At 61.1% G+C, this 13,477-nt stretch carries 13 protein-coding genes; all 13 read left to right on the plus strand.

The window, feature by feature from the left end:
* Window positions 1-50: 50 nt before the first annotated feature.
* The gene (hisS, locus tag AC097L_RS20630; protein WP_479588593.1) at window positions 51-1,343 is read left to right on the plus strand and encodes a histidine--tRNA ligase; all 1,293 of its coding nucleotides are present in this window, start codon (window positions 51-53) and stop codon (window positions 1,341-1,343) included.
* Between the two features lie 87 nt (window positions 1,344-1,430).
* A complete protein-coding gene (locus tag AC097L_RS20635; RefSeq protein WP_479588594.1) occupies window positions 1,431-2,138 on the plus strand; it encodes a YfgM family protein in 708 nt (235 codons plus the stop codon).
* Window positions 2,139-2,146: 8 nt separating this feature from the next.
* Window positions 2,147-3,274 (plus strand): outer membrane protein assembly factor BamB, encoded by a 1,128-nt coding sequence (gene bamB, locus AC097L_RS20640; protein ID WP_479588660.1) that lies wholly within the window; start codon window positions 2,147-2,149, stop codon window positions 3,272-3,274.
* A 30-nt stretch (window positions 3,275-3,304) separates the two neighbouring features.
* On the plus strand, window positions 3,305-4,645 hold the full coding sequence (gene der / locus AC097L_RS20645) for a ribosome biogenesis GTPase Der (protein ID WP_479588595.1): 1,341 nt from the start codon (window positions 3,305-3,307) through the stop codon (window positions 4,643-4,645).
* Between the two features lie 114 nt (window positions 4,646-4,759).
* Window positions 4,760-5,014 (plus strand): RNA chaperone Hfq, encoded by a 255-nt coding sequence (gene hfq / locus AC097L_RS20650; protein ID WP_295955116.1) that lies wholly within the window; start codon window positions 4,760-4,762, stop codon window positions 5,012-5,014.
* Window positions 5,015-5,121: 107 nt separating this feature from the next.
* On the plus strand, window positions 5,122-6,291 hold the full coding sequence (gene hflX, locus AC097L_RS20655) for a GTPase HflX (protein WP_479588661.1): 1,170 nt from the start codon (window positions 5,122-5,124) through the stop codon (window positions 6,289-6,291).
* Window positions 6,292-6,311: 20 nt separating this feature from the next.
* Complete coding sequence (hflK, locus tag AC097L_RS20660) at window positions 6,312-7,697, plus strand: FtsH protease activity modulator HflK (protein WP_479588596.1); 1,386 nt, start codon at window positions 6,312-6,314, stop codon at window positions 7,695-7,697.
* Between the two features lie 9 nt (window positions 7,698-7,706).
* Window positions 7,707-8,618 carry a protease modulator HflC gene (gene hflC / locus AC097L_RS20665; RefSeq protein ID WP_479588597.1) on the plus strand — a complete coding sequence of 304 codons (912 nt, stop codon included), beginning with the start codon at window positions 7,707-7,709 and terminating at the stop codon, window positions 8,616-8,618.
* Between the two features lie 2 nt (window positions 8,619-8,620).
* Window positions 8,621-8,815, plus strand: coding sequence for a DUF2065 domain-containing protein (locus AC097L_RS20670; RefSeq protein WP_479588598.1), 195 nt, complete (start codon window positions 8,621-8,623; stop codon window positions 8,813-8,815).
* Between the two features lie 185 nt (window positions 8,816-9,000).
* On the plus strand, window positions 9,001-10,149 hold the full coding sequence (locus AC097L_RS20675; RefSeq protein ID WP_479588599.1) for an ATP phosphoribosyltransferase regulatory subunit: 1,149 nt from the start codon (window positions 9,001-9,003) through the stop codon (window positions 10,147-10,149).
* Between the two features lie 13 nt (window positions 10,150-10,162).
* Window positions 10,163-11,503: an adenylosuccinate synthase gene (locus AC097L_RS20680; RefSeq protein WP_479588600.1), complete on the plus strand. Its 1,341-nt coding sequence runs from the start codon at window positions 10,163-10,165 to the stop codon at window positions 11,501-11,503.
* A 211-nt stretch (window positions 11,504-11,714) separates the two neighbouring features.
* Window positions 11,715-12,239, plus strand: a complete 525-nt coding sequence (locus AC097L_RS20685) for a phosphoribosyltransferase (protein WP_479588601.1) — start codon at window positions 11,715-11,717, stop codon at window positions 12,237-12,239.
* Window positions 12,240-12,262: 23 nt separating this feature from the next.
* The gene (locus AC097L_RS20690) at window positions 12,263-13,471 is read left to right on the plus strand and encodes a PLP-dependent transferase (protein ID WP_479588602.1); all 1,209 of its coding nucleotides are present in this window, start codon (window positions 12,263-12,265) and stop codon (window positions 13,469-13,471) included.
* Window positions 13,472-13,477: the final 6 nt, after the last annotated feature.

Genomic DNA, 13,477 nt, shown 5'->3' on the forward strand with positions numbered 1-13,477 from the left:
GTATATAAAGTATGCGCTAGTAGCTATAAAAATAATAGTGAATAGGATGTATGGCTGACAAAATCAGTGCCGTCAAAGGCATGAACGACATACTGCCACCCGACTCGGCGCGTTGGGAATGGCTGGAAGACAAGGTCCGCACGCAGATGGCGCGCGCAGCCTACCGCATGGTCCGCACGCCCATCGTCGAACCCACCGCCCTGTTTGTGCGTGGCACGGGTGAGACCACCGACATTGTCGAGAAGGAGATGTACTCTTTCGAAGACCGCCTCAACGGCGAGCAGCTCACCCTGCGCCCCGAAAACACCCCCGGCGTGGTGCGCGCCGCCATCCAGCACAACCTCACCTACGACGGTGGCAAGCGCCTGTACTACATGGGCCCGATGTTCCGCCACGAGCGGCCCCAGCGTGGCCGCTACCGCCAGTTCTACCAACTCGGTGCCGAGGCCCTGGGCTTTGCTGGGCCGGAGGTGGATGCCGAGTTGATGCTGCTGGCCCACGAGTTGCTTGCCGGTCTGGGCCTGCGCAATGTGCGCGTGGAGCTCAACAGCCTGGGCGTACCCGCCGAGCGCCAGGCCCATCGCGCGGCCTTGATCACGTACTTTGAGCAGCACCGCGAACTGTTGGATGCCGATGCCCAGCGCCGCCTGCTGACCAATCCGCTGCGCATCCTCGACACCAAGAACCCTGCCATGCAGGCCATGGTGCAAGACGCGCCACAACTGCTCAGCTACCTTGGCGATGCCTCGCGCAAGCACCTGGACACCGTGCAAAGCCTGCTCACCGCCTGCGGCGTGCAGTGGACCATCAATCCGCGCCTGGTGCGTGGGCTGGACTACTACAGCCACACCGTGTTCGAGTTCATCACCGACGAGCTAGGTGCCCAGGGCACGCTGTGCGGAGGAGGGCGCTACGACGGCCTGTTCGAGCTGCTGGGTGGTAAACCCACCCCGGCGGTCGGCTGGGGCATGGGCATCGAACGCGTGCTGGAACTCATCAAGGAACAGGGTGCCGAGCTGCCCGCGTTGGTGGCCGATGCCTACGCCGTGGTGCCCGATGCCGCCGCTTTGCCGGTGGCCATGCAAACCATCCAAACCTTGCGCCGTGCCGGTGTGCAGGTGCAGATGCACGCCGGTGCCTCTGAGGGCATGGGCAGCATGAAGTCGCAACTCAAAAAGGCCGACAGCAGTGGGGCCAGGTACGCGCTGATTTTTGGTGCCGACGAGCTGGCGCAAAACCTGGTGTTGGTGAAATCCCTGCGCGACGGCAGCGGTGTACAAACCACCCAGCGTCTGGGCAGTGAGGCCGACGTGGCCGCTTGGGCCACCACCCTACAATCGTAAATTCGACTACAACAGGACTTACGCAAGTTCCCCCTGTAAGCCCGGAGGGCGTTACTGGGGCGCTGCGCAAGTTCTATACAAAAACTTATGGCAAACCACCTCGACCTTGAAGAACAAGAGCAGCTTGACGAACTCAAAGCTTTCTGGAACCGTTTTGGCAATCTCATCACCTGGTCGCTCATCGTGGTGCTGGCCGGTTTTGCGGGCTGGAACGGCTACCAGTATTGGCAACGTACCCAGTCCGCCCAAGCCGCAGCCCTGTATGACGAGGTAGACCGCGCTGCCAAGGCCGGGGATACCGCCAAGATTGAGCGCGCTTTCACCGACATGAAAGACAAGTTTGGCCGCACCACCTTTGCCCAGCAAGCTGGTCTGCTCGCCGCCAAAACCCTGTTTGACAAAGGCAATGTGGATGCCAGCAAGGATGCCTTGACCTGGGTGGCCGAGCAGTCGTCCGAAGACGGCTACCAGCCTGTGGCGCGCCTGCGCTTGGCCAGCGTGTTGCTCGAATCCAAGTCGTATGACGAAGCGATGAAGCAGTTGTCGGGCAGCTTCCCCAAAGAATTCGAGCCCCTGGTGGCCGACCGCAAAGGTGATGTCTTCGCCCTGCAAGGCAATAAAGCCGAGGCGATTGCCCAGTACAAAGCCGCCTACACCGGCTTGGACGCACTGGACGACTACCGCCGCATCGTCGAGATCAAACTCAACAGCCTGGGCATCGATCCCCGTCCTGCTGCTCCTGTGGCCCCTGTAGTCACTGCTGCCAGCCCCGTCACCGTAGAAGTTAAAAAATAATGAAAAAAATGCCTCTAGCGCATATTTTGCGTACGCCAGTAGCTATTTTTTTGGTAGCGGCCTTGGCTGCGTGCTCCAGTACGCCAGACAAGCCTAAGCCGGTTGATCTGCCCGCCAACGTGGCCTTGCTGGGCGTGCGCCAGGCCTGGAACGCCAAGCTGGGCGATGTCAGCTTCCCGCTGACGACCAGTGTCAGCGGCAGCACGGTGGCCGTGGCGAGCAACAACGGCACGGTACTGGCGTTGGATGGCGCGACCGGCCGTGAACTGTGGCGGGCTTCGGTGGGCGCCCCCCTCTCGGCGGGCGTGGGCAGCGACGGCAAAGTCACCGCCGTCGTCACCCGCGAGAATGAAGTCGTCGCTCTGGAGGCGGGCCGGGTACTGTGGCGCCAGCGCCTGGGCGCACAAGCCTATACCGCGCCTTTGGTGGCCGGTGGCCGTGTTTTCCTGCTGGCGGCCGACCGTTCGGTGGCCGCCTTTGATGGCCAGACCGGCCGCAAATTATGGAACCAGCAGCGTACGGGCGAGGCCCTTGTGCTGGGCCAGTCCAGCGTCTTGATGGCGGTGGGCGACACCTTGGTGGCCGGCATGTCGGGCCGTCTGGTGGGCATGAACCCGGCCAATGGAAGCACCCGCTGGGAAGCCGCAATTGCCGCGCCGCGGGGTACCAACGAAGTCGAGCGCCTGGTCGATCTGGTGGGCAGCGTCAGCCGCGTTGGCAATGTGGTTTGCGCCCGCGCATTCCAGTCGGCGGTGGGCTGCGTAGATGCCCAGTCGGGCCGTTTGTTATGGACCAAGCCCGCCGTAGCCTCGGAAGGCGTGGGCGGCAACGACACCGCGGTCTTCGGCACCGAAAACGATGGCAAGGTGCTGGCCTGGAGCCGTGTGGACGGTGAACGCCTGTGGTCCTCGGAGCGCCTGCGCTACCGTACTTTGTCGGCTCCGCTGGCCGTGGGCCGCTCGGTGGTGGTGGGCGATGGCACGGGTCTGGTACATTTCCTGTCCCGCGAAGACGGGTCAGCCTTGACCCGCGTGTCCACTGACGGCTCCGCCATTGCGGTCGATCCCGTGCTTGCGGGCAACACGGTTGTTGTGGTGACCCACAACGGCGGTGTTTTTGGCTTCCAGCCTGAATAACTATTTGCGTCAGCCGATCTGCGCCATCCTATGAAACCAGTTTTGGCCCTAGTCGGTCGCCCCAACGTGGGCAAATCCACTCTTTTTAACCGCCTCACCAAGACGCGTGATGCGATCGTGGCGGACTTCGCTGGTCTCACCCGCGACCGCCACTACGGCAATGGCCGCCAGGGCAAGCACGAGTACATCGTCATTGACACCGGCGGTTTCGAGCCCGATGCCGACAGCGGCATCTACAAAGAAATGGCCAAGCAGACCCGCCAGGCCGTGGCCGAAGCCGATGTGGTGATTTTTGTGGTCGATGCCCGGGGCGGCCTGTCCGCCCAGGACCACGACATCGCCAAATACCTGCGCCGCCTGGGCAAGCCCTGTATTTTGACGGCCAACAAGGCCGAGGGCATGACCGAAGGCCACCAGTTGATTGAGTTCTACGAACTGGGCCTGGGTGCGGTGTACCCGATTTCTGCCGCGCATGGCCAGGGCATCCGCGACCTGGTCGATCTGGCGCTGGCCCCGTTGAACCTGGCCGACCCGGATGAAGAGGCCGAGGCCGAAGACATCGGCGTGACTAAGCTGGCCGTGGCCGGTCGCCCCAATGTGGGCAAGTCCACCCTGATCAACACCTGGTTGGGCGAAGAGCGCCTGGTGGCCTTTGACATGCCTGGCACCACCCGCGATGCCATCAGCGTGCCGTTTGAGCGTAACGGCCATAAGTTTGAGCTGATCGACACCGCCGGTTTGCGTCGCAAGGGCAAGGTTTTTGAAGCCATCGAGAAGTTCTCGGTGGTCAAGACCTTGCAGGCGATTGAGACCTGCCACGTGGTGCTGCTGCTGATCGATGCCACCCAGGGCGTGACCGACCAGGACGCCCACATTGCGGGCTACATCCTGGAAAGTGGCCGCTCGGTAGTGCTGGCGATCAACAAATGGGATGCAGTGGATGCCTACCAGCGCCAATTGGTGATGCGCTCCATCGAAACACGGCTGGCATTCTTGAAGTTTGCCTCCATGCACTTTATTTCGGCCATCAAGCGCCAGGGTTTGGGGCCATTGTGGGCCTCGATTCTGCAGGCCCACCAGGCGGCCATGTGCAAGATGTCCACCCCGGTGCTGACGCGTTTGCTGCTGGAGGCCACGTCTTTCCAGAGCCCGCAGCGCGCCGGTATGTTCCGCCCCAAATTGCGCTACGCCCACCAGGGTGGCATGAACCCGCCGATCATCATCATCCACGGCAACTCGCTGGAGCATGTGACCGAATCCTACAAGCGTTTTCTCGAAGGGCGCTTCCGCAAGGCTTTCAATCTAACCGGTACGCCACTGCGTATCCAGATGAAGTCGGCAGCGAATCCGTATTCAGACAAAGACGACTGATATAGCCCCAGTCTCCGCAATTCAATGGGGGCTTCCCTTATTTCAGGGTAAGTGCTGGAAACCCTGTGGTAAGGTCCGCATCTTCTTTAACCTCTTCACAACACGGAGAATATCGTGAGCAATAAAGGGCAGCTTCTTCAAGACCCATTTCTCAATACCTTGCGCCGTGAGCATGTACCCGTGTCGATTTACCTCGTCAACGGCATCAAGCTCCAGGGCCAGATTGAGTCTTTTGACCAGTACGTTGTGCTGTTGCGCAACACCGTGACCCAAATGGTCTACAAGCACGCTATCTCCACCATCGTCCCAGGTCGCGCAGTCAATTTCTCGGCTGCAGACGACACGACGGCGGCAGAGCCAGCGGCTTAATCCGCGGTTCATCCTCTTGGTGGCTGGGTACCTGTTTCGGTACCCAGCCCGCCACAGCCTCTTTTCCTTACCGACATCCCGATTTGAGTTCTGCTGATACTCCTGACATGCCGCTGGCCGTTTTGGTCGGCGTTGACTTAGGCACTCCCCATTTTGACAAAGAGCTCGAAGAGCTAGGCTTGCTGGCCGACACTGCGGGCATGCGTGTGGTGGCCCGCATCACTTGCAAGCGCCAGGCACCCGATGCCGCCTTGTTTGTCGGCAGCGGCAAAGCCGACGAAATCAAGCTGTTGGCGCAAATGCACGGCGCGACCGAGATTTTGTTTGACCAAAGCCTGAGCCCGGCCCAGCAGCGCAACCTGGAACGCCACTGCGAGCTACCGGTCAACGACCGGACCATGCTGATCCTGACCATCTTCGCCCAGCGTGCGCGCAGCCATGAAGGCAAATTGCAGGTTGAACTGGCGCGGCTGCAGTACCTGAGTACGCGGCTGGTGCGCCGCTGGTCGCATCTGGAGCGGCAAAGCGGCGGTATCGGCATGCGCGGCGGTCCCGGCGAGAAACAAATCGAGCTGGACCGCCGCATGCTGGGCGAGTCGATCAAGCGTACCAAAGAGCGGCTTGCCAAAGTGGTGAAGCAGCGCAGCACCCAGCGCCGCCAGCGGGCCCGCCGCGATGCCTTCACCATCTCCCTGGTGGGCTACACCAATGCGGGCAAGTCCACGCTGTTCAATGCCCTGGTGAAGGCCCGCGCTTACACCGCCGACCAGTTGTTTGCCACGTTGGACACCACCACCCGCCAGCTCTACCTGGGTGAGGCTGGACGCTCGGTGTCGCTATCAGATACTGTGGGTTTCATCCGCGATTTGCCGCACGGCCTTGTCGATGCCTTCCGCGCCACACTGCAAGAGGCGGCGGATGCCGACCTTCTGCTGCATGTGGTGGATGCATCCAATCCGAATTTCCCGGAGCAGATGGCCGAGGTGGCTCTGGTACTGCGCGAGATTGGCGCGGCCGATGTGCCCCAGCTATTGGTGTTTAACAAGCTGGATGCCCTTGATAAAGCCCGCTGGCCGCTTCAACTACAGGATATGTTTGAAGTGGATGGCCAGCGAGTACCCCGCATATTTTTGAGTGCCCAGAGCGGCGAGGGGCTGCCCGCATTGCGCCTGCAACTGGCAGAACTGGCGATCACCAAAATGCCTACCGCCGATGGCGTTGCCCAATCCCCTGGGTGGAATGGGGATGCTGCCCGATTGGGCACAATAGACGAATGACAACCAAGAGACCTGAGCGAATGAATCTCAACTTACGGGCCCTTAGCCACCACATCCATTTGGCCGCCTTGCCGGGTCGCATCCGGGGCATGTTCAATTTGAACGATCCCCGCTGGGGCCGTGGTGACGACAAGTCGGAAGCCGACGGTACCCCCAAGCCCGATGAACCACCCAAAAACACGCCCAACAAAGGCCAGGGCCCGAACCAGGGCCCGCCCGATCTGGACGAATTGTGGCGTGACTTCAACCGCAAACTAGGCGGCCTGTTTGGCGGCGCCAAGGGCGGCCAGCGCCCGAATAACAGCAACAAAGGCGGTGGCAACGGCGGCTCTGGTGGCGGTTTCCAGCCCGACATGAAGAGCGCCGGTATCGGCATGGGCCTGATCGCTGCTGTTGTGGTGTTGATTTGGCTGGGCACAGGTTTCTTCATTGTGCAAGAAGGCCAGCAGGCGGTGATCACGCAGTTTGGCAAGTACAAATCTACCGTAGGTGCCGGTTTTAACTGGCGCCTGCCATACCCTATCCAGCGCCATGAGCTGGTTTTTGTGACGCAGATTCGCTCCGTCGATGTGGGACGTGACTCCATCATCAAGGCTACAGGGTTGCGTGAGTCGGCCATGCTCACCGAAGACGAAAACATCGTCGAGATCAAATTTGCTGTGCAATACCGCTTGAGCAATGCCCGCGCTTTCTTGTTTGAAAGCAAGGATCCCACGGGTGCGGTCGTGCAAGCGGCCGAAACCGCGGTGCGCGAAGTGGTCGGCAAGATGAAAATGGATTCGGCTCTGGCCGACGAGCGCGATCAAATTGGCCCCCGCGTGCGTACTCTGATGCAGACGATTCTGGACCGCTACAACGTCGGGATCGAAGTGGTGGGCATCAACATGCAGCAAAGTGGCGTGCGCCCCCCGGAGCAAGTGCAGGCAGCGTTTGACGATGTGTTGAAGGCCGGGCAGGAGCGTGAACGTGCCAAAAACGACGCGCAAGCCTATGCCAATGACGTGGTGCCCCGTGCCGTGGGTTCTGCCTCGCGCCTGAAAGAAGAGTCCGAAGCCTACAAGGCCCGCATCGTGGCCCAGGCTGACGGTGATGCGCAGCGTTTCCGCTCGGTACTGACCGAATACCAGAAAGCCCCGCAGGTCACCCGCGACCGCATGTACCTGGACACCATGCAGCAGGTCTATGGAAACGTAACCAAGGTGCTGGTGGACTCGCGCCAGGGTTCTAACCTGCTCTACCTGCCGCTCGACAAAATCATGCAGATGTCGGGCCAGACGGGTGCAGCTGCAACCGCAACTGTTGACCCATCTGCCGCTGTACCGGTGGCACCCACCGCACCCGTGTCTTTGTCTAACGATGCCCGTTCGCGCGATGTTTCGCGCTCGCGCGACCGCGACGTACGCTAGGAGAATGTTTTGAACAGAATTGGTTTTATCGGATCTTCCCTGCTGGTGGTGCTGGCACTGCTGAGCTCGATGTTGTTTGTGGTGGACCAGCGCCAGTTTGGTGTGGTCTATGCGCTGGGCCAGATCAAAGAAGTGATCACCGAGCCGGGCTTGAACTTCAAGCTGCCGCCGCCGTTCCAGAACGTCAGCTACCTCGACAAACGCCTGTTGACGCTGGACAGTACCGATGCCGAACCCGTGTTGACGGCCGAAAAGCAGCGTGTGGTGATCGACTGGTACGTGCGCTGGCGCATTACCGCCCCGTCGGACTACATCCGCAATGTGGGTTTGGATGAAAACGCCGGTGCCAATCAGCTCAACCGTGTGGTGCGCAATGCCTTCCAGGAAGAAGTCAACAAACACACCGTGAAAGACCTGTTGTCGCTCAAGCGCGAAGTGCTGATGGCCGACGTGAAGCGTGAAGTGCTGGAAGCTGTGCAGGGTGCCAAACCCTGGGGCGTGGACGTGGTGGATGTACGTATTACCCGGGTGGACTATGTGGAAGCCATCACCGAGTCGGTATACCGACGCATGGAGGCCGAACGCAAGCGCGTGGCCAACGAACTGCGTTCCACCGGCGCGGCCGAAGGCGAAAAAATCCGTGCCGATGCCGACAAGCAACGCGAAGTGACGATTGCCAACGCCTACCGCGATGCGCAGAAAATCAAGGGTGAGGGTGATGCCGAAGCTTCACGCCTGTACGCCGATTCGTTTGGCAAGGATGCGAGTTTTGCGCAGTTCTACCGCAGCCTGGATGCGTACAAATCCAGCTTCAGCAAGAAAAGCGATGTGATGGTGCTAGACCCATCCTCTGACTTCTTCAAAGCCATGCGTGGCAGCGGCAGCACTGGTAATACGGTTGCCGCACCGGCCAAGAAATAATCTTGGAAGACGCAGGCAATAGTCTTTGGGCCGCGCTGGCCCTGGTGCTGGTGATAGAAGGGCTGTTGCCGCTTCTGTCGCCGGGCGGCTGGCGGCGCGTGTTCCAGCAAATGTTGGCCTTGCAAGATGGCCAATTGCGTTTTTTTGGCCTGTGCAGCATCGTTGCAGGCCTTTTCCTTCTCTGGCTGGTGGGCTGACGAACGCCCTCGGGCTTGCCCAGTGCATGCGGCGGCTCCAACTCTTTTACAGGGGGTAGCGCCGGTATTACGGCGTAGCCGGTTATGCGGTATTTCGGGATGATGTTGGTCAAAACCTGTCATGGTTTTGAAACCCAGTGTTTCCGCCCGGTAAAATCTCTTTTTTAACAGCCTCCCAAAACTCCATGTCTGCTTGGGTCCTCCCGGATCACATTGCCGATGTTCTGCCTTCCGAGGCTCGGCACATCGAAGAACTGCGTCGCGCCTTGCTCGATGCCGCCCGTGGCTATGGCTATGAACTGGTCATGCCGCCGCTATTGGAGCACCTGGAATCTTTGCTTACCGGCAACGCCGAAGCACTGGACCTGCAAACTTTCAAACTGGTAGACCAACTCTCGGGTCGCATGATGGGTTTGCGGGCCGACACCACGCCCCAGGTCGCCCGCATTGACGCCCATTTGCTGAACCGCCTGGGTGTGACGCGTCTGTGCTACTGCGGCCCAGTGGTCCACACCCGGCCCGACCGCCCCCACGCCACCCGCGAACCGCTGCAGCTGGGTGCAGAAATCTACGGCCACGCCGGGCTGGAAGCCGATCTGGAAATCTTGCAACTTTCGCTGGACTGTCTGCGGGCCGCCAATGTGCAGGATTTAACTGTGGATATGGGCGATGCCCGTATCGCCCGTGCGCTGCTGGCCGATTTGGGTCTCTCAATTGAGGACCTGGCCCGCGTGCATGCCGCACTGGCCAACAAGGACGCGACTGAGCTGGCCAGCCTGTGCCAGGATTTCCCGGCAGCTTCGCGTGACGGCGTGTTGGCCCTGGTCCAGCTCTACGGCGATGCCAGCATCCTGCAGACCGCCGAGCGCGTGTTGCCCGCCTTGCCCGCCATCCAGGCTGCCCTGCGCGACCTGCAATGGCTGTCGGCGCAATTGGACGGCACGCCCGTCACATTTGACCTGGCCGACCTGCGTGGCTACGCCTATTACAGCGGTGCCCGCTTTGCGATTTATGCGCAAGGCGCGGGCGATGCCCTGGTGCGCGGTGGCCGTTATGACGAAGTGGGTGCGGTATTTGGCCGCAACCGCCCGGCAGTGGGTTTTAGCCTGGACTTGAAGCAGGTCGTGGGCGCGGTGGGCCCGCGTCCGTTACGGGCGGCGATCCGTGCGCCCTGGGACCCTGGGGCCGATGTGCGCGGTGCCATTGCCGCGCTGCGCGCCCAGGGCGAAACAGTGGTCTGCATCCTGCCCGGCCACGAGAGTGAAGTTGATGAATTCCATTGCGACCGCATGCTGACCCAAGCTGCGGGCCAGTGGATCGTGCAAGCTATTTAAGAAAATTTCCGAGATGAACACCCAAAACAATTTAGTACCTGGCCGCAATGTCGTCGTCGTTGGCACACAGTGGGGCGACGAAGGCAAAGGCAAGCTGGTCGATTGGCTCACCGAGAGCGCCCAGGGCGTGGTGCGCTTCCAGGGCGGGCACAATGCCGGCCACACGCTGGTCATCAACGGCGTGAAAACGGCTTTGCACCTGATCCCCAGCGGCATCATGCGTGCGGGTGTGAAGTGCTACATCGGTAACGGCGTGGTGCTGTCGGCCGCCAAGCTGTTCGAAGAAATCGAAGGCCTGGAAAAAGCCGGTGTGGAAGTGCGCTCGCGCCTGCGCATCAGCGAAGCTTGCCCGTTGATTTTGCCTTTCCACGCGGCCATCGACATCGCCCGGGAATGCCTGCGCGAAAAGGGTGGTACCGAGAAGATCGGCACCACCGGCCGCGGTATTGGCCCGGCGTATGAGGACAAAATCGCCCGCCGCGCCCTGCGTGTGCAAGATTTGAAGTACCCCGAGCGCTTTGCCAACAAGCTGCGCGAACTGCTGGAACTGCACAACTTTGTGCTGACCCAGTTCCTGCACGCCCCGGCCATCGAATTCGACACGGTGTACGCAGAATCCATGCGCCACGCTGAACTGCTCAAGCCCATGATGGCCGACGTATCGCGTGAACTCAACGATGCCCACGCGCGTGGTGCCAACTTGCTGTTTGAAGGCGCGCAGGGCACGCTGCTCGACGTGGACCACGGCACCTACCCGTACGTCACCTCCAGCAACTGCGTGGCCGGTAACGCAGCGGCAGGCTCCGGCGTGGGCCCGGGCATGCTGCACTACATTCTGGGTATCACCAAGGCCTACTGCACCCGCGTTGGCGGCGGCCCGTTCCCCACCGAACTCGCCTGGGAAGAGCCCGGCACCCCCGGCTACCACATGAGCACCGTGGGTGCTGAAAAAGGCGTGACCACCGGCCGCAGCCGCCGTTGTGGCTGGTTCGATGCCGCTTTGCTCAAGCGCAGCGCCCAGGTCAATGGCCTGAGCGGCCTGTGCATCACCAAGCTGGACGTGCTGGACGGTATTGACGTGCTGCAACTCTGCACCGGCTACATGCTGGACGGCGAGCTGATCGACATCCTGCCCATGGGCGCGGAGGACATTGCCCGCTGCGTGCCGGTGTATGAGGCCATCGACGGCTGGACCGATTCCACCGTGGGCGTGACCGACTACGAGAAGCTGCCGGTTAACGCCAAGCGCTACCTCAGCCGCATCGAGCAGGTGACTGGCGTGCCCATTGCGATGGTGTCCACCAGCCCGGACCGGGACCACACCATCCTGCTGAAGCACCCATACCAGGCTTAACACTCACCCCCAGGCTACAGTGCTACGCATCTTTCGCCAACCCCCTTGCAGGGGGCAACACCAGCAGCCTGGCAAAGCCAGTTCTGCAGTGTTTCGCGACAATGTGCGTTTGAGCATTCACTTGGCAGAGTCGTTAAAAAATTAAGATAAGAATAGGCACTTACCGTAAGCAGTGCCTATGCGAGTAGCTATAGTTTCAGGAGTATTCCCCATGTTGACAGAAGACGGTAGACACCTGTACGTGAGTTATGACGAGTACCACAACCTGATCGAAAAACTGGCGCTCAAAGTGCACCAGTCGGGTTGGCAGTTCGACACCATCCTGTGCCTTGCACGGGGTGGCTTGCGGCCTGGCGATGTGCTGTCGCGCATCTTTGACAAACCGCTGGCCATCATGTCTACCAGCTCCTACCGCGCCGATGCCGGTAAGCAGCAGGGTACGTTGGACATCGCCCGTTTTATCACCACGCCCAAGGGCGAGATTGCGGGCAAAGTGCTGCTGGTGGACGATCTGGCCGATACCGGCCACACCTTGCGCTCGGTGATCCAGCAGCTCAAGACCAACTACCCGCCCATCACCGAACTGCGCAGCGCCGTGGTCTGGACCAAGGCGGTGTCGGTGTTCACCCCAGACTACTCGGTGGAGTTTTTGCCCACCAACCCGTGGATCCACCAGCCTTTTGAAGGCTACGATGCCATGCGCCCCGAGCAATTGATGGAAAAGTGGAAACTTTGATGCACGTTTGACGGAGATGTTGTTTGCCTGACCTGACCACCCAACTCATCCACCACCCCTACCAGCCACCGGCCGATTTTGCGGCTCCGCAGCCAGGGGTGTTCAAAGCCTCCACCGTCATCTTCCCTAGCGTTGCCGCTATGCGCGAACGCGACTGGAAGGACAAATCCGGCTATACCTACGGCCTGCACGGCACGCCCACCACCTACCAGCTGGAAGAGCGCCTGTGCACTATCGAGGGTGGCACCTATTGCGTGCTGGTGCCCAGCGGACTCACGGCGATTGCCAATGTGGCCCTGGCCCTGCTCAAGACCGGCGACAGCATGCTGGTGCCCGACAACGTCTACGGCCCTAACAAGTCGTTTGCCGATGGGCAGTTGGCGCGCTGGGGCATCACCACCCAGGTGTATGACGCGATGGACCCGGCCGATTTGGCCGCCAAAATCACCAACTCCACCCGGCTGGTGTGGGTTGAAGCCGCCGGTTCGGTCACGCTGGAGTTCCCCGATCTTCCCGCTCTGGTGCGCATCTGCCATGACCGGGGCGTGGTCTGCGCGCTCGACAACACCTGGGGTGCGGGCCTGGCCTTCAACCCATTCGATCTGCTGCCCGGCACCAGCCCGGCGCTGGGGGTGGATATTTCGGCGCATGCCCTGACCAAATACCCCAGCGGTGGCGGCGACGTGCTGATGGGCAGCGTCATCACCCGCGACCCGGCCTTGCACCGCAAGATACAGCGCACCCACATGCACCTGGGCCTCGCCGTGGGGGCCAACGATGCCGAGCTGGTGCTGCGCTCCTTGTCCAGCATGGCCTTGCGTTACCACGCGCACGATGCCGCCACCCGCACTTTGGCGCGGTGGTGCACGCAGCAGCCTGCATTTGCCCAGGTGCTGCACCCGGCCTTGCCTGATTCACCGGGCCACGCCCACTGGCTCACGCTGTGCCGCACGGATGCGGCAGCGGGCCTGTTCAGTGTGGTGCTGGATGCCCAATACACGAGCGCGCAGGTCGACGCGTTTTGCGATGCCTTGCAGCTTTTCAAGATCGGCTACAGCTGGGGCGGCCCCATGAGCCTGGTGGTTCCATACGAGCTGGCCAGTATGCGCAAACAGTGGCCATCGGGTATTGCGCAAGGCACCTTGGTGCGCTTTGCGGTGGGATTAGAGTCGGTGGCGGATCTGCAGGCCGACTTGGCGCAGGCGCTTCAAACACTGGTTGCAAGCTGTTAAAGTGGC

It is taken from the genome of Rhodoferax sp. RT5P35, from assembly GCF_056521385.1.